At 60.2% G+C, this 15,244-nt stretch carries 15 protein-coding genes; 10 read left to right on the top strand and 5 right to left on the bottom strand.

Annotated features, from left to right (window positions below; all coding sequences use genetic code 11):
• Positions 1–172: 172 nt before the first annotated feature.
• Complete coding sequence (locus tag EP837_RS02955) at positions 173–2,164, top strand: putative bifunctional diguanylate cyclase/phosphodiesterase (RefSeq protein ID WP_066524321.1); 1,992 nt, start codon at positions 173–175, stop codon at positions 2,162–2,164.
• Between the two features lie 7 nt (positions 2,165–2,171).
• Here EP837_RS02955 and EP837_RS02950 read toward each other — a convergent pair whose 3' ends face one another.
• A complete protein-coding gene (locus tag EP837_RS02950; RefSeq protein ID WP_066524320.1) occupies positions 2,172–3,128 on the bottom strand; it encodes a crotonase/enoyl-CoA hydratase family protein in 957 nt (318 codons plus the stop codon).
• 238 nt (positions 3,129–3,366) lie between these two features.
• Here EP837_RS02950 and EP837_RS02945 point away from each other — a divergent pair, with 238 nt between their 5' ends.
• The gene (locus EP837_RS02945; RefSeq protein WP_066524319.1) at positions 3,367–3,546 is read left to right on the top strand and encodes a hypothetical protein; all 180 of its coding nucleotides are present in this window, start codon (positions 3,367–3,369) and stop codon (positions 3,544–3,546) included.
• 91 nt (positions 3,547–3,637) lie between these two features.
• Entirely contained in the window at positions 3,638–4,768 is a 1,131-nt protein-coding gene (gene tgt, locus EP837_RS02940; RefSeq protein ID WP_066524317.1) for a tRNA guanosine(34) transglycosylase Tgt, read from the top strand.
• A gap of 3 nt (positions 4,769–4,771) precedes the next feature.
• Here the strand turns inward: tgt and EP837_RS02935 are convergent, their stop codons facing one another.
• Positions 4,772–6,280: a sensor histidine kinase gene (locus EP837_RS02935; protein ID WP_082919644.1), complete on the bottom strand. Its 1,509-nt coding sequence runs from the start codon at positions 6,278–6,280 to the stop codon at positions 4,772–4,774.
• 228 nt (positions 6,281–6,508) lie between these two features.
• Positions 6,509–6,733: a NepR family anti-sigma factor gene (locus EP837_RS20365; protein WP_156518372.1), complete on the bottom strand. Its 225-nt coding sequence runs from the start codon at positions 6,731–6,733 to the stop codon at positions 6,509–6,511.
• Between the two features lie 292 nt (positions 6,734–7,025).
• Between EP837_RS20365 and EP837_RS02925 the strand changes: the two genes are divergently transcribed.
• The 7 genes from EP837_RS02925 (at position 7,026) to prsR (ending at position 14,127) form a co-directional block, all read left to right on the top strand.
• Positions 7,026–7,820, top strand: coding sequence for a response regulator (locus EP837_RS02925; protein ID WP_066524312.1), 795 nt, complete (start codon positions 7,026–7,028; stop codon positions 7,818–7,820).
• Positions 7,821–7,913: 93 nt separating this feature from the next.
• Positions 7,914–8,054: a hypothetical protein gene (locus EP837_RS21230; RefSeq protein ID WP_197486302.1), complete on the top strand. Its 141-nt coding sequence runs from the start codon at positions 7,914–7,916 to the stop codon at positions 8,052–8,054.
• 109 nt (positions 8,055–8,163) lie between these two features.
• The gene (locus EP837_RS02920) at positions 8,164–8,826 is read left to right on the top strand and encodes a sigma-70 family RNA polymerase sigma factor (protein ID WP_066524310.1); all 663 of its coding nucleotides are present in this window, start codon (positions 8,164–8,166) and stop codon (positions 8,824–8,826) included.
• Between the two features lie 115 nt (positions 8,827–8,941).
• Positions 8,942–9,157 carry a hypothetical protein gene (locus EP837_RS02915; protein WP_066528578.1) on the top strand — a complete coding sequence of 72 codons (216 nt, stop codon included), beginning with the start codon at positions 8,942–8,944 and terminating at the stop codon, positions 9,155–9,157.
• Positions 9,158–9,331: 174 nt separating this feature from the next.
• Complete coding sequence (locus EP837_RS02910; protein ID WP_066524308.1) at positions 9,332–10,720, top strand: TIGR03013 family XrtA/PEP-CTERM system glycosyltransferase; 1,389 nt, start codon at positions 9,332–9,334, stop codon at positions 10,718–10,720.
• Positions 10,721–10,729: 9 nt separating this feature from the next.
• Positions 10,730–12,799, top strand: a complete 2,070-nt coding sequence (prsK, locus tag EP837_RS02905) for an XrtA/PEP-CTERM system histidine kinase PrsK (protein WP_066524305.1) — start codon at positions 10,730–10,732, stop codon at positions 12,797–12,799.
• The gene (gene prsR / locus EP837_RS02900; RefSeq protein WP_066524303.1) at positions 12,799–14,127 is read left to right on the top strand and encodes a PEP-CTERM-box response regulator transcription factor; all 1,329 of its coding nucleotides are present in this window, start codon (positions 12,799–12,801) and stop codon (positions 14,125–14,127) included. Before prsK ends, prsR begins: the two co-directional genes overlap by 1 nt.
• Before the next feature lie 56 nt (positions 14,128–14,183).
• On the opposite strand, the gene EP837_RS02895 is transcribed toward prsR, so the two are convergent.
• Both EP837_RS02895 and EP837_RS02890 read right to left on the bottom strand, forming a co-directional pair.
• Positions 14,184–14,528 (bottom strand): GntR family transcriptional regulator, encoded by a 345-nt coding sequence (locus EP837_RS02895; protein ID WP_066524302.1) that lies wholly within the window; start codon positions 14,526–14,528, stop codon positions 14,184–14,186.
• A gap of 72 nt (positions 14,529–14,600) precedes the next feature.
• Positions 14,601–15,179: a nitroreductase family protein gene (locus EP837_RS02890; protein ID WP_066528576.1), complete on the bottom strand. Its 579-nt coding sequence runs from the start codon at positions 15,177–15,179 to the stop codon at positions 14,601–14,603.
• Positions 15,180–15,244 lie beyond the last annotated feature (65 nt).

Genomic DNA, 15,244 nt, shown 5'->3' with positions numbered 1-15,244 from the left:
GATGTCGCGACCTGATCCCTCTGCCTTTTAGGAAGAGAGGGCTCGGTGAGGGGATGCGTCATCACGCTTACAGAATCACCTCGCCAGGTGATCCAAGAGCCTCCATTCCGGCGATCTTTGTTGGGGTGAATTTACCAATTGGAAATCATGTTTCGCCAATGATGGCGAGAACGTGTCACGCCTCTTCCGCCACTGGAGCGCAATATTGCGCGCGCGCCTTGCGCTCGATACTCAGCAGAGCGCTGAGGTCCAGGACAGTCTCGTCAAATCGCTCTATGCCTCGCCTGCTTCGCTGATGATCGGCGCGTTGGCGGGCGGAGCGCTCAGCTTCGTCATCGCCTATAATGCGCATCGTATAGAGATCACTGCAATTGCGGCGCTGATCGTCCTCGTCGCGCTTAGTCGATCGGTATCTGCCGTCTATTTCCAGCGGCAATTGGCCCATCAGGACGGCCCGGCTCAGCCGATCTGGGGCCTCGCCTATGAACTGGGCGCCTGGGGCTATGCCGCGCTGCTAGGCCTGCTCGCCTTTGCGACGCTGACGCTGACCGGGGACGCATCATTGCATATGCTGAGCGTATGTCTTGTCGCCGCCTATTCGGGCGGCATCGCGGGACGCAATGCTGGCCGGGTTCATATCGCCATCGGCCAGACCTGCTTCGCGCTTCTCCCGACAACGCTGGGCCTCACCATCGCAGGCGGCCTAGGCTACTGGGTGCTGGCGACGATGCTGTTCCTGATGATCTTCGCGATGGCGGAAATCAGCCGGACGACCCATCGCATCGTTGTCGAAGCGCTGCAGGGCAAGCATGAAAAGACGCAGCTCGCCACAAAGTTTGAGCGGCTGGCGCGGTTCGACAGCCTGACCGGCGTGGAAAACCGCATGGCTATGCAGATGCGTCTGCGCGAACTGTTCGACAAGCGGCGGTCCGATCAGGACCCGATGGCCGTGTTCTGGATGGACCTCGACAGGTTCAAGGAGATTAACGACTCGCTTGGCCACATCATCGGGGACCAGCTGCTTTGCACGGTTGCGGCTCGGCTTTCTCATGCTTTGGATGGCCGGGGTCATGTCGCGCGCTTTGGCGGTGACGAATTCATCCTGATCTGTCCGGGGGCGGATCGCACCATTGCCGAGCAGATTGCGGGCGATGTCATGGCGGAGTTCAGCCACGACTTCGATGTCAGCGGCTACCATCTCACCGTCACCGCCTCGATGGGCATCGCCGTCGCGCCGGACGACGGGCGTGACACCGAAGAATTGCTGCAGCATGCCGATATGGCGCTTTACCACGCAAAGCATGCCGGGCGGAACCGCCATGCCCAATTCAACTGGTCGATGAAGGAACGGCAAAACCGCACCTATGAACTGGAAATGGGCCTACGCAGCGCCATGGCCAATGGCGAACTGTTGCTGCACTATCAGCCGATCTTCGACACTGTGACCGGCAAGATAGCGATCTGCGAAGCGTTGATGCGCTGGGACCACCCTGTTCTGGGACGGATATCGCCCGCCGAGTTCATACCCGTTGCCGAGAGCAGTTCGCTGATTGAGCCTATCACGGCATGGGCATTGGAGCAGGCGTGCCGAGACGCCATGCGGTGGGAAGATAATGTCCGAGTCGCTGTCAACATTTCCCCCGCGCTCATCAAGAGTGACGGGCTGCCTCGTGCTGTCATCGCAGCGCTGATGGGATCAGGGCTCAAGGCGCGCCGGCTAGAGTTGGAGGTGACCGAGTCTATCTTCCTTGAAGATAGTGGGCGGACCAGCCTGATCCTGTCGGAACTGCAGCGCATCGGCTTGCGCCTGGCGTTGGATGATTTTGGGACAGGCTATTCGTCGCTCGGTTATCTGCGCGACTATGCCTTTGATACGCTGAAGGTCGATCAGAGTTTCATGCGGGGCGTGGGTGAGAAGGGGCGCGATCGGGCCATTGCGCAGTCGGTCGCCTATCTGGCCCATTCACTGGATGTGGAGACGGTGGCGGAGGGCATCGAAACCGAAGAGCAGCTCCGCTACGCGCGCGAGATGGGCTTCACCAATGTGCAGGGCTTCGTGCTGAGCAAGCCGATACCCCTTGACGATTTGCTGGCGATGATGGCCCAGATGAAGCGGGACAGGAGCAACGTCGTCACGCTCATGCATGACCGACGCCGCGCCTGAGCTAGGTTTATTTTGTGAGCCGCGTCTGAGCCGAAGCGAGCCGCCGCATCATGCGCAGGTCCTTGGGATCAAGCTTGAGCGCCGTCGCCGCCCAGTTTTCAACGATGTCCTTAAGTTCAGTGTAGTCGAGTGGATCGACCCGCCGGCCGGCCTCGAACACGCCGACATGACCGGCATGATGGGGGCGGTTGCCGCTGATATAATCCCGTACCGCCTGCTCACCTTCGCCATCTTCGGCCAATATGGAGACGACGCCCATGTCGTACATTTCCTCGGCCGTATAGACCTTGCCAGACAGGATCATGCGCTCCGCCATGCGGCGGCCAAGCTTACGAGCGAGGATGGAATAGGCACCCATGCCCGGAAAGAGGCCGAAGAGCATTTCGGGCAGGCCGAAGCGGGCGCTGCGCTCCGCCACCACCACATCGAAGCAAAGAAGTGCTTCAAATCCGCCGCCCAGCGCATCCCCCTGCGCCAGCGCGATCGAAATGAGCGGCATATCAGCATTGCGCCACGCGCGGTGCACGACGTCGATACAGGCATGGCCATATTTGACGAGGCCCGGTAAGTCGCCGCGCTCGATGCAACCAGCGAACAGTTCCAGGTCGCCGCCCAGGTTGAAGACGCCCGGGAAGCGGGAACCAAGCACCATATATTTGAGCGGCAATGCGCCCTCATCGAAAAGCCGTTTGGATTCGGTCTGCCACAGCCGAATGTCGCGCAGCATGGGCAAATTGTAGTTGGGCCGATTCGCGGGGGTCATGAAGGCCCACAAAGTGTCTATCGGTTCGTCCCAGCTGACATCGATCTGCCCCAGATCGAACAACATCGAATGGCTGCTGTCGCGCGCTTGAGGCGTGCTTTCCGTAACGGGAAAACTGTGAATGTCTTCGACAGGCAGATGCATTGGCGAAGCGTCCTCCACCTCATCACGCGCCGGATTAAACCGTCCGGAATCAATCATCTGTGCCCCCGCATTTCGATACAAGCTGAGGAAAACAAGATTGGCGTCCCGATGCAACTGCCGCGCAGCCGAACTGTGCCGCGTTAACCCTTTTTGTATGGCACTGTTGCTCGTAAGTCGCCGTAAATGCCTGACTCTTGCGGTTAACGTTGCATTAATGCAACAAAGACGGTTAGCGTCCATAACAGCAGCAGGCGGTGCAGGGCTTTGTTAACTTTCATTAATTATGAGGAGGTGCATGGACAGACATCGCACCGACTCACAGATTGTGACGCTCCTGCTTCATAATGAAGAGGGGGAAAGCTGGCGCCTGCACCTAGCGGCGGACTGCTTGTGCTTCATCGGCAATTATCGCCGGGTGAAGGGCTTTGACATCGATGCCGTGGTTGCCTTCGATGGCGTGCGAAAGGCTGGCTGAGCAGCCCATTCTGGCGACCATTCGCAGCAAGGCGGGCTGTTTGGAAAAAAGCGGTTCTCACTCATCCGTGTGATGCTCTAGAGCGCGCAGCGTGACTCGACCCCGTTTTTCCTTCGCCATCGCCGCCACCGACGGCAAAGCCCGTACCGGCGCCATCCAGATGCGCCGCGGCGAGATCCGCACCCCGGCTTTTATGCCGGTCGGTACCGCCGCTACTGTCAAGGCGATGCGCCCCGCAGAGGTGCGCGCGACGGGCGCCGACATCATCTTGGGTAACACCTATCATCTGATGCTGCGCCCTGGCGCGGAGCGGGTTGCGCGCTTAGGCGGGCTGCACGGCTTCATGGGGTGGGAACGGCCTATACTGACGGACAGCGGCGGCTATCAGGTGATGAGTCTGTCAGCCCTCACGAAGATGAGCGAAGAGGGCGTCGCTTTCGCCAGCCATATCGACGGATCGCGGCATATGCTGACGCCGGAACGATCGATGGAAATCCAGCGGTTGCTGGACAGCGACATCGTCATGGCGTTCGACGAATGTACGAAGAACGGCTGCACCCATGATGAAGCGGCGCACAGCATGGAGCGGTCCATGCGCTGGGCGAAGCGGTCCCGTGATGGCTTTGATGCGGGCGGCGAGCATGCAGAGCGGGCGGCACTGTTCGGCATCCAGCAGGGGTCACTCGACCAAAATCTGCGGCGCGTCTCGGCTCAGAAGCTGATCGAAGTTGGCTTCGACGGCTACGCGGTGGGGGGCTTGGCAGTGGGCGAGGGGCAAGAGGCGATGTTCGCTTGCCTGGACTATGCGCCCGCCATGCTCCCGCAGGACAAGCCGCGTTACCTCATGGGGGTCGGTAAACCCGATGACATCGTTGGCGCGGTAGAGCGGGGCATCGACATGTTCGATTGCGTCCTGCCGACACGCAGCGGGCGCAATGGCCAAGCATTCACCTGGGCTGGGCCGCTTAATATCCGGAACGCTCGCTTTGCCGAGGATTTGTCGCCGCTGGATTCCCGTTGCACCTGTCCGGTTTGCGGGACATGGAGCCGTGCTTACCTGCATCATCTGGTGAAGGCCGGCGAAATGCTGGGGGCAATGCTGATGACGCAGCATAACATCCATTTCTACCAAGCGATGATGCAAGCGATACGCGACAGTATCGCCGAGGGCCGGTTCGCAACCTTTGCTGCCGATTTCCGCCGTGATTATCAGCGGGTGTAGCCGTCAGGGAATGACGGTGATTACGATCGCATAATCGCCCACTGCCGCGTCATGCTCAAGCGGCGCGCGTAATTGGCGTGAAAGGCCGGTGAGAACCCGACCATAGCGTTCCTTGATGCGAGCGCTCATTTCGTCTGACTCGCGCAGTGCTGGCGAACTGATATGTAGAACGGCGCGATCATCCCGGCCCGGCTCCAACTGCACCGAGATACGCATTGCCGTCCGTGGATCGGACAGCATCGCCAGTTCGACCAGTTCCGTCAGCAGGAAGGCGATGGGCACCGCGACATCCTGACTGATGTGCAGGTTATCGCTGTCGATCTGGATGCCGAAGCGGCGTGCTTCTGCTGGAGCCGTGCCGCGCAGGCTGGCCGACAATTCGCTAATGAGCGATCGTACGCCGACTCCGCGATGCTCCTCCAGTTCGGCATAGTGATTGCGATGGACCACGGAAAGCGCATCGACGCGGCGCTGGATCGAGGCATAGGCTTCCACCGCCTCGGGTTCATGCGCAGCGCGGGCGTGCAGACTGATGAGGCTGGCGATGATCTGAAGGTTGTTTTTGACGCGATGATGCACTTCGCGCGTCAACTTGCGCTGGGTTTCGAGCCCTTCGGCCATTTCCGCTTCATGCGTGGCGACATCCTCGCTGATCGCGCGGAAGGTGTCGCCCAGAGCGACGATTTCTTGCGCGGGCGTGCGGATGCGGCGCGTCGGCTCCAGCACCTCGCCGGGATGATAAGCGGCAACGGTCCGGCGCAGCACCACGAGCGGCCGTATGAGCAATCGGTTGACCACGAACCAACCGATGGCTGCAGCGGCAAACCACATGACCAGGGGCAGGAAGAGGGAGAGCATTCGAGCGAGCGTGACCGGAGGATCACGCAGCGTCATGGTGAGCAAAATGTCAGGAGGATCGAGCCGTGCCGATAAGCTGGTGCTATGGCCCTGAAGACTGCCAAGCGGACTGCTGACGACAAGCAGTTGCTCGCCTTGACGCAAGCTCAACTGCCGGTTTTGCAGCGCCGTGGTCGGGCTGGTGATCGCTTCCAGATAGGAGCGGGAATAATAGGCTAGCGCAGCGATGCGGCCATTGTTGCTGACGGCGCGGCTGAGCAGATAACCCGACGCCGGCAGCAATTGCGCAGGCGCTGCGTGGAAGCGTGCAGCCTGGGGCAAGCCGACGGGCTCCGCCTGGGACGATCCGCACAGGCGCCGGCCGCTGCGATCATAGATATAATATCGGCCGCCCTCCCGGTCGTGCGACGTCAGGAAGATTGCCAGCCGCTCGCACATCTCGGGACCTTCGCTGCCCGTGGATAGCGCGTTGGCAGTGAGCATCAATGCCGTGCGGTCCGATGCCAGATCTGTAGTCAGCTTGCGCGCGCTCTGCGTTACCGAAACGCGGAGCAACGCTTCCTTTTCAAGATCGGCGGTCCGGATTGCCTGAAGGGAGGCGATGAGGGCGATCAGGCCGAGCGGCAGCAAGGCGAGCGTCAAGATGAGGAACATCTTGATGCCTGTTGAGTGAATGAGGCTGTTCAGGCTGCGCATGAGCAATCAACTGGGTGGGACAGGGGCGCCCCGGTCATGCGATAATCAAGATCGTGAGACCAAGAGGGAAGGGGAATGCAGTTGAGTCGCAGCGACGATGGACCTGCCCTTTATTTTATTATCTTCGAAAAGCACCAACCTGCCCTCCGCCCCAATTGGTCAAACAAGTTGACCATGGATGGACGCTTAATCCAGCTTCCTCAGAAGGTCGAGCATTTCGGAAGGAATATCCTCATCGACAGCGCGCTGATAAACAGAGCGCAAGGCGTTGGCGACCTGACCCTCATCCTTACCGGGCGAGGGGCGCCGCTTGGGCGAGGCATTGCCAGTCACACCCGACTCCGGGGTGGTGGCGCCGACATCTTTCCTGTCCCCTCCCTTCACATCCCGTTCCGTCGTTGAAGCAACCAAAATACGCCCCTCTGCAACGCTAGCATAACACCGGCTTTTTCTTTTGCGGCTTTCCTTCGCGGCGTCAATCGACGGTCGCGAATAGCAACAGCAAATCGGTTATCAGTAAAAAACGAACGGCTGTGAAACAAATCTGTCTGTCGATGGTTCCGCACCTCGAAGCATTTTTTGCCGCTTTCCGGACGGCGGCTGAAAGGGGCGGGGGCTTGCCACATCGGCATTGCCGATCCATCCTCCTGCTCAGCGAGTGTTTCGTAGCAATTCGCCCTATGGGCTGGGAGAAGATTTACCGATGTCGCTTGGACAGCAACTGCACCCCCATCTTCCTTTCCTGCGCCGCTATGCCCGCGCCCTGACAGGCAGTCAGGCCCATGGCGACGCTTATGTGCGCGCGACGTTGGAAGCGATCGTGGCTGCGCCCGAAGAATTCCCGGCTGATGTCGATCCCCGCCTTGGCCTGTACAAAACGTTTCACGCGATCTGGTCCTCTTCTCATTTGGAGGATAGCCCGGTTTTGTCGGGCGGCGACGGTCAGGAAGCTGTGGCACAGGCCCGGCTTGCCCGTCTGACGCCGCTTCCTCGCCAGGCACTGCTGCTGACTGCTCTGGAAGGCTTCACGGTCGATGACGTAGGCTATCTGATTGGCCTGGATGCAGCTGACGTTGAGGCGCTGGTTGAAGAGGCTCTCAGCGAGATTGAGGCGCAGACGCGGGCCAAGGTGCTGATCATCGAGGATGAGCCGATCATCGCGATGGATATCGAGACGATCGTGCGCGACCTCGGCCATGAAGTTACCGCCATTGCGGTGACCCGTGAAGACGCCGTACGCGAAGCCATGGCCGAACGTCCGGGCCTGGTCCTTGCCGACATACAGCTTGCCGATGATTCCAGCGGCATCGATGCGGTGAAGGACATATTGGCTGAATTTTCGGTGCCGGTGATCTTCATCACCGCTTTCCCAGAGCGGCTGTTGACTGGCGAGCGTCCCGAGCCGACCTTCCTGATCACGAAGCCGTTCCAGCGATCGACGGTGAAAGCTGCCATTTCACAGGCGCTGTTCTTCGACGAGGCGACCGCGCCAGTTTGAGCGAGGCCGCTCGACTTGCACAAAAGACTGGGCGGCAGCGGAACCCCGCCTATCTCCCCGCGTTATTCAGGCGTAACGATCGGGAGGTAAAACATGGCGGAAGAGGAACAGCATATTGCTACCGAAGACGCCCGGTCAGGATCAACGCCACACATAGTCCGTTACATTCTCGGCATTTCCCTGCCCTTGGTCATCATCGGCATGCTGATCGTGTTGTGGAGCTATTACGGGTAATCATCATTGGTTCCGTACAGCAATGAGTATATAGGATGCGGACGCACATATGGCTTTGACGGCTTCGGTTCATGAGGCGCGGGCGACAGCCAGTGAGAGGGTTGTTCCCATGAGCGAAGGGCTTGGCCAAGAGGCGGAGCACCAGGAGGATAAGCGGGAGTCGCTGTCCGATACGGATTTCAAACGCGAGCTTGCAGCGGTCATTCCGCACTTGCGCGCTTTTGGTCGGTCGCTTTCGGGTAATCGCGACGTTGCCGACGATCTAGTGCAGGAGACGTTGTTGAAGGCATGGGCGGCGCGTGGCCGCTTTCAGGCCGGGACCAACATGCGTGCCTGGACCTTCATCATTCTGCGCAATCACTATCTTTCTCAGATGCGGCGCTCCCGCTTCCGCGGCGACTGGGACGATTTGACGGCGGATCGTCTTCTCGCCGCGCCTGCGGGACAGGATAAGCATGTCGAGCTTTCCGATATGCAACGCGCGCTGTTGCAACTGCCCCAGCCCCAGCGCGAGGCGTTGATCCTGGTCGGCGCCGGCGGCTTTGCCTATGAAGAGGCGGCAGAGATTTGCGGCGTCGCGGTGGGCACGATCAAGAGCAGGGTGGCGCGTGGTCGGGCGGCGCTAGAACAGATACTCGATAGCGGCGATTTGCCGTCGCGCCGTACCCAGGAGACGACCGATTCCGCCGTGCTCGACGAGATCATGGACGATGTCGATCGCCTCAGCCGCGGGCGGGAGACAAGACAAGATTCCGACCTGGATGCCGACTGATGTGTAAGGCCGGTTCCGGCGACCTTTCCCGGTGGGAAGGGCGCATGGGAGATGGACGATGGAGGAGGGTGATAGGAGCGGCGGTCCTCCTCAAGATCAGGACCGTCGAGACAATATGATGCAGGCGGAGCGATTGCGCGGCACTGGCGTGATCTTCGCGCTGGTGACGATCGCCCTCATCTTGGCTATCACGTTCTTCTACCTCACCAAGGAACGTGAGGAAAAGGAAAGCCGCGTCATTACCGAAGCTGCAGAGTCCGCAGATAGTGCTGCCCGGGTGGTTGGAAATGCCGCGCACGACGCTGCTAACCGTCTCCGCCAGCGAAATTGACTTTAAGGGCGAGTCGATCGGACTTGTGCTTGTCAGCTCGCCAGTCATCTTCAGAAAATCTTTGGGATTTTCCTTCACGGTGCGTGCACTGTCGGATTTTCTTACACCCGATGTAAGCTGATCCGATGCCAATAAGCTGCTTTCGTTAGGCAGCAGCGGGATTGCGCGCGACCTATGATCAGGCTGTTCAAACATTATGTGCCGCACGCCGTGCTGCTATTGGGGCTGCTCGATCTGCTGCTGTTGCTTTCCGCTGCGGAAGCCGGATGGATATTGCGCGCCCAGCAGATCGGTATGGATGTCGATCCTATCCTGACCCGCGCCGCGCCGTTGCTGAGCTTTGCCTTGGCGATCCAGACCGCGATGACCGCAGTGGGCGTTTACGGAACCGGGGCGCTTCAGTCGATCCGCTTCGCCTTTGCGCGGCTACTCGTGGCGATTTCGTTGGGCGTCATATTCCTGTCGGTCATGCATTTTGCGCTGCCCGACCTGACATTGTGGCGGTCAAATTCCCTCTATGCGATGGGCCTTGCCATCCTACTCCTGCTGGCGGTGCGCCTTTTGCTGGGATCGATGCTGGGCGGAGAAGCCTTCAAGCGGCGGCTGGTGGTGCTGGGCGCGGGAAATCGGGCCAATCGCATCAAGGAACTGGAGCAGCGCAAGGGCGCAGGTTTCCTGGTTGTCGGCTACATTGCGATGAACGATGGTGCGCAGGTCATTCCGGAATCGATCAATCGCAGCGCCATTTATAATCTGGCGGACTTCGTGGTACGGCTGGGGGCGAGCGAGGTGGTGCTGGCGCTAGAGGAGCGGCGCAATGCCCTGCCATTGTCCGACCTGTTGCGGATCAAGACCACCGGCGTTCATGTAAACGAGATTTCGACCTTCCTTGAGCGGGAAACCGGGCGCGTCGATCTGGACAGCGTCAATCCCAGTTGGCTGATCTTTTCTGATGGCTTTTCCGCGGGACGCCGCCTGTCGAGCATCGCTAAGCGGCTTTTCGATATCCTCGCCAGTTCGATTCTGCTGCTGCTCACCGGACCCGTCATTTTGATCGCCGCGATCCTAGTGAAGCTGGATAGCAAAGGCCCAGCCTTCTACCGCCAACAGCGCGTCGGGCTTTACGGCGAAGAGTTCTGGATCGTGAAGCTGCGCACCATGCGGCAGGATGCGGAGGTTAGCGGACAGGCAGTCTGGGCGGAGAAAGACGACCCGCGCATCACGCGGCTGGGCTATTGGTTGCGCAAGCTGCGGATCGATGAGCTGCCGCAGACCTGGACGGTGCTGAAAGGAGAGATGAGCTTTGTGGGACCGCGTCCCGAACGGCGTCAGTTCGTGGACAATCTCGAACAGCATCTGCGCTACTATGCCGAACGTCATATGGTGAAGCCAGGCATCACAGGCTGGGCCCAGATCAACTATCCTTACGGCGCATCGATCGAGGACAGCCGCAACAAGCTGGAATATGACCTTTATTACGCCAAAAATTATACGCCATTTCTGGACCTGCTGATCCTGATCCAGACATTGCGGGTAATCCTGTGGCCTGAAGGCGCGCGCTGAGGCAGGGCGATGGGAGTTTTACTGCAATTTGTTGGGGATTGGGGCCATGCGCTCGCCGCCGTCCTGTTTGCGGCGATTGGCATATTTATCCTGCGCCGTCGCGAGGACGTGGTGGAGCAGCGCATGCTGGCGGTCGCTGTGCTGCTCACCTCCTGCTGGTCGCTTTATGTATCGTTCGGAGGCGTCGATAAGCCGCTGACCGGGATCGGCGAGAATATTCGTAATGCCGCCTGGCTGCTGCTGCTGTTCGTGATGTTGCGCAGGGAGGCTGCGGACCGGGCAGGATCGATGGTGGCGATCGGGTCAGTCTATGCCGCAGTGGCAGGCTTGATCCTATTGCAGACCTTTACCGACCTGATCTGGCGGCAACTGCCCAGCGCCAGCGACCTGCACCACAGGCTGGTACAGGTGTCCTTGAGCCTGCACATGATGACGGCGATCGGTAGCCTGATGCTGGTCCATCATCTCTATATAAGCTGGCCGCCACAACAGCGTGGCCGGGTGGCGCTGCTGCTCGGCGCGCTCGCGGCAATGTGGACTTATGATTTCAACCTCTATGTGATCGGCTATTTCGCGATCAACCGGGCCAATGAGCTTTACGCGCTGCGCGGACCGTTGATGGCGTTGCTGGCGCCCGTCATCGCGGCGGGTATGCGACGGGACAAGGCCCAGGTGCAACTCTCGCGCGCACTCACCTTTCGCGCGCTTTCGCTGATGTCCATCACGCTCTACGTCATTGTTGTGGCGGCACTGGCGGTGGCGATCGAGCTGATCGCTGGACCCTATGCGCGAGTGATCGAGATTGGTTGTGTCTTCTTCATGGCGGTAAGCGCCTTGGTGCTGCTGCCGTCGCCACGGATGCGCGCATTGTGGAAGGTGCAGGTGGCAAAACATGTCTTTCAGCATCGCTATGATTATCGCAGCGAGTGGATGCGTTTTGGCAACACGATCGGCAGGCCGGGAAATGACGCACCGCCCCTGAGTGAGCGTGTTGCGAAGGCGGTGGCGGACATCACCGATTCTCCTGCGGCCATATTGATGCTGCGCTCCGACGATGGCGCCCTGACTTTCGAGATGCAGTGGAACTGGGAAGGCGAACTGCCGGAGAATGCAGTCATCCCCCCGCCCTTGGCGCTTTTGATCGAATGCAGCGGGTGGATCATCGACATCGATCAGGGACCGACTCTGCAAGAAGCAGGTGAGATGCCCGATTGGATGCGGGCTGATAGCCGAGCCTGGGTACTGGTTCCGCTCATCCACTTCGGCCGGTTGATCGGCGCGATTCTGCTGGCGCGGCCTGCGATCGACCGGCGGCTGGATTGGGAAGATTTGGACATGCTGCGCACCGTGGGTCGTCAGGCGGCCAGCTATTTGAGCGAAGCGCAGGGGCAGCAGGCGTTGAATGATGCACAGCGGTTCGACGAGTTCAACCGCCGCTTCGCGTTCATCATGCACGACGTCAAGAATCTGGTGAGCCAGCTTTCACTTCTCGCCCGCAATGCCGAACGGCATGCCGAAAACCCTGATTTCCGGGCCGACATGGTGCTGACGTTGAAGGAGTCGGTGGGCAAGATGAACGATATGCTGGCTCGCCTGTCCCAGCATCACAAGGCGCGCACGGAAGAGCCACGGCCTATGTCGCTGGGTGAGGTGGCGAGCAAGATAGCAAACAGCCGGTCGCGTCAGCATGCGATCCGTCTTATCGGGGCGGCGCCCCTTGCTCTGGCTGATCCGGCACGGGTGGAACAGATCATCGTCCATCTGCTGCAGAATGCGATTGACGCGAGTGACGCCGGTCATCCGGTGGAAATTCGCCTTGGTGGCGATGAGCGAAGTGCCACCGTTGATGTGATCGACCAAGGGCGCGGTATGACCGCCGAATATATCCGCCGTGATCTGTTCAAGCCCTTTTCGTCCAGCAAGGCCGGTGGTTTCGGCATTGGCGCCTTCGAAGCACGAGCGCTGGCGCAGAGCATGGCTGGCAGCATCAAGGTGGAAAGCAAGCCGGGCGTCGGCAGCCGATTTACGCTGTGCCTGCCGCTGGCGTTGAGCCAAGAAACTAAGGGGGAGGCAGCCTGATGAGCGACATGCGACCCAAGTTGCTGATCGTCGAGGATGACCCAGGGCTCCAAAGGCAATTACGCTGGGCCTATGAGGATTATCAGCTGTTCATCGCTGGCGATCGTGAGGAAGCGATCGAGATGTTGCGGGCCGAAACGCCCGATGTCGTGACATTGGACCTTGGTTTGCCGCCTGACCCCGATGGAACTAGCGAGGGCTTCGCGACGCTGGCGGAGATGCTGCAGATCAAGCCGGACACGAAGATCATCGTCGCGTCCGGCCATGGTGCTCGGGAAAGCGCGCTGAGCGCCATTTCAAGCGGAGCTTATGACTTCTATCAAAAGCCTGTCGATATCGACGAACTCGGCTTGATCGTCCGTCGCGCCTTCCACGTCCATGCGCTAGAGAAGGAAAATGCCCGGCTGGCGGAGGCTGCCCCAGAGGATGCGCGCGTGCTGGGGCGGCTTATCACCGCAGCCCCGGAAATGATGAAGGTCGCCCGGACCATCGAGCGGGTTGCGGCGACGCAGGTTTCGGTGCTGCTGACCGGCGCAAGCGGGACTGGCAAGGAATTGCTGGCTCAAGGGCTGCATGATGCGAGCCCCCGGCGCGGAGGTCCCTTTATAACGATCAGTTGCGCAGCGATCCCTGAGGATTTGCTGGAAGCCGAACTGTTCGGGGGAGAGGCAGGCAAAATTGCGCTCGCACATGGCGGCACGCTTTTCCTGGACGAAGTGGGCGACATATCACCGGCGCTGCAGATGAAGCTGCTGCGTTTCGTGCGCGAGCGGGTGGTGGGGTCCGAAGGCGGGGAGCCGCTGGTGGTGGACACGCGCATCGTTTGCGCGACGCATCATGATCTGGAGGCGATGATCGCTGCAGGCGCTTTTCGTGAGGATCTCTATTATCGGTTGGCGGAAATCGTGGTGCGGATACCAGCGCTGAAGGAGCGGCCCGGGGACGCTGCGCTGCTGGCGCGCCATTTCCTGAGCCGTTTCGCTAAAGATATGAACCCGCAAGTCAAAGGGCTAGCGCCTGATGCGCTCGCCGCGCTCGATGCCTGGGCCTGGCCGGGAAATGTGCGCGAACTGGAAAATCGCATCAAACGCGCAGCGATCATGGCGGACGGTAAATATGTCACGGCCGCCAATCTGGACCTTGACGGCGATCGACTGGAGGGAGGCGACGTCGTGAACCTTAAGGCCGCTCGCGAACTAGCGGATCGGCGCGCGATCCGCCGGGCAATTGCGCGGACAAATGGCAATATCTCAGGCGCGGCGAAGATGTTGGGGATCAGTCGGCCGACGCTATATGATTTACTCAAACAGTATCAAATGCAGGGCTAGCCCACCGGACTCATTACTCGCGACCGGAATTTTAGGCGATGCGTTGAACTGCGCCCTCAAACCCGTCGCAGGTCTAGATCCTCGGCGGAAATGCCCAAGCGTTTGATCTGTTCTGCAACCGGCGGCCAGACAGTGTCCAGGAAGCGACGGCGTTCCGCTTCACGCAGGCGGCGGGTCGCGCCTTCCGCGACAAACATACCTACCCCGCGCTTGACCAGCACTAGGCCATCGTCCTGGAAACTTTGATATGCCTTGGCGACCGTCAGCGGATTGGCGCCTTCTTTGGCTGCGAGCGCCCGCACAGACGGGAGCATATCGCCATCGCTGTAACTGCCGTCGAGTATCGACGCCGCGATGATGTCGCGCAGGCGGAGATAAACGGGCTTGGAGTCGTCAGCCATAGGTGCATCGGTGCCATAATACAGCGAAGCAGGTCAAGGCGAGCGCCCGGTCGTGGCCGAGAGTGCCCGTAACTAGCTGTTCCAGACGGAAACTATCTCGTCATAAACCGGCCGGGGCCGTTCCTCCTGCGGCTTGCCGGGGGTGCCGATGAAAATGAATCCGGCAATCCGTTTGCCTGCCGGGGCGAAAGCGGCGCGGACATCTTCATTATAAGCGGGCCAGCCAGTCAGCCATCCGGCCGCGAAGCCCAGCGCGTGGCTCGCGTGGAGCAAGTTCATGATTGCCGCTCCGGAAGACAGTTCCTGTTCCCATACAGGGATCTTGCTACCTAGGACCGGAGCGGATAGCGCCACGACCAGTGTGGGCGCCTGATGTGCGAATTGGTGCATCGCCTCCAGCTCCAGCCGTCCAGCATCCGGCTTCTCCCGGCGATAGGCACTGACCAGCAGATCTGCGAGGCGACCGCGCTGATCCAGCGGAACGATGACGAAGCGCCAGGGGGCGAGCTTCCCATGGTCTGGCGTTCGCAGGGCGATCTCCAATATCTGCTGCAACTGTCCGGCGTCGGGGCCCGGCGCGATGAGGTCGCGAGGCTTGCCGGACCGGCGGGTGCGTAGGAGCGAAAGCGGAGTGGAGGCGTCGTTGAACATGGCGATCCAGATGGCGCGGCAGCGCTCGGCGCGCAAGGGCCTCCCCTGTTTTGACAGCCCCGTGA

Origin of the sequence: Sphingobium sp. EP60837, assembly GCF_001658005.1 — a bacterium.
Taxonomy (GTDB): Bacteria; Pseudomonadota; Alphaproteobacteria; order Sphingomonadales; family Sphingomonadaceae; genus Sphingobium; species Sphingobium tyrosinilyticum.
The sequence above is the reverse complement of the archived record's forward strand: the minus strand, read 5'-3'. Positions and strand labels throughout refer to the sequence as shown.

Coding starts and splice junctions, on each gene's coding strand:
- prsR (WP_066524303.1), top strand. CDS start 12,799: ATGAGCGACATGCGACCCAAGTTGCTGATCGTCGAGGATGACCCAGGG.
- EP837_RS02890 (WP_066528576.1), bottom strand. CDS start 15,179: ATGTTCAACGACGCCTCCACTCCGCTTTCGCTCCTACGCACCCGCCGG.
- EP837_RS02920 (WP_066524310.1), top strand. CDS start 8,164: ATGAGCGAAGGGCTTGGCCAAGAGGCGGAGCACCAGGAGGATAAGCGG.
- EP837_RS02945 (WP_066524319.1), top strand. CDS start 3,367: ATGGACAGACATCGCACCGACTCACAGATTGTGACGCTCCTGCTTCAT.
- EP837_RS21230 (WP_197486302.1), top strand. CDS start 7,914: ATGGCGGAAGAGGAACAGCATATTGCTACCGAAGACGCCCGGTCAGGA.
- EP837_RS02915 (WP_066528578.1), top strand. CDS start 8,942: ATGATGCAGGCGGAGCGATTGCGCGGCACTGGCGTGATCTTCGCGCTG.
- EP837_RS02925 (WP_066524312.1), top strand. CDS start 7,026: ATGTCGCTTGGACAGCAACTGCACCCCCATCTTCCTTTCCTGCGCCGC.
- EP837_RS02950 (WP_066524320.1), bottom strand. CDS start 3,128: ATGATTGATTCCGGACGGTTTAATCCGGCGCGTGATGAGGTGGAGGAC.
- EP837_RS02895 (WP_066524302.1), bottom strand. CDS start 14,528: ATGGCTGACGACTCCAAGCCCGTTTATCTCCGCCTGCGCGACATCATC.
- EP837_RS02910 (WP_066524308.1), top strand. CDS start 9,332: ATGATCAGGCTGTTCAAACATTATGTGCCGCACGCCGTGCTGCTATTG.
- prsK (WP_066524305.1), top strand. CDS start 10,730: ATGGGAGTTTTACTGCAATTTGTTGGGGATTGGGGCCATGCGCTCGCC.
- EP837_RS02935 (WP_082919644.1), bottom strand. CDS start 6,280: ATGTTCCTCATCTTGACGCTCGCCTTGCTGCCGCTCGGCCTGATCGCC.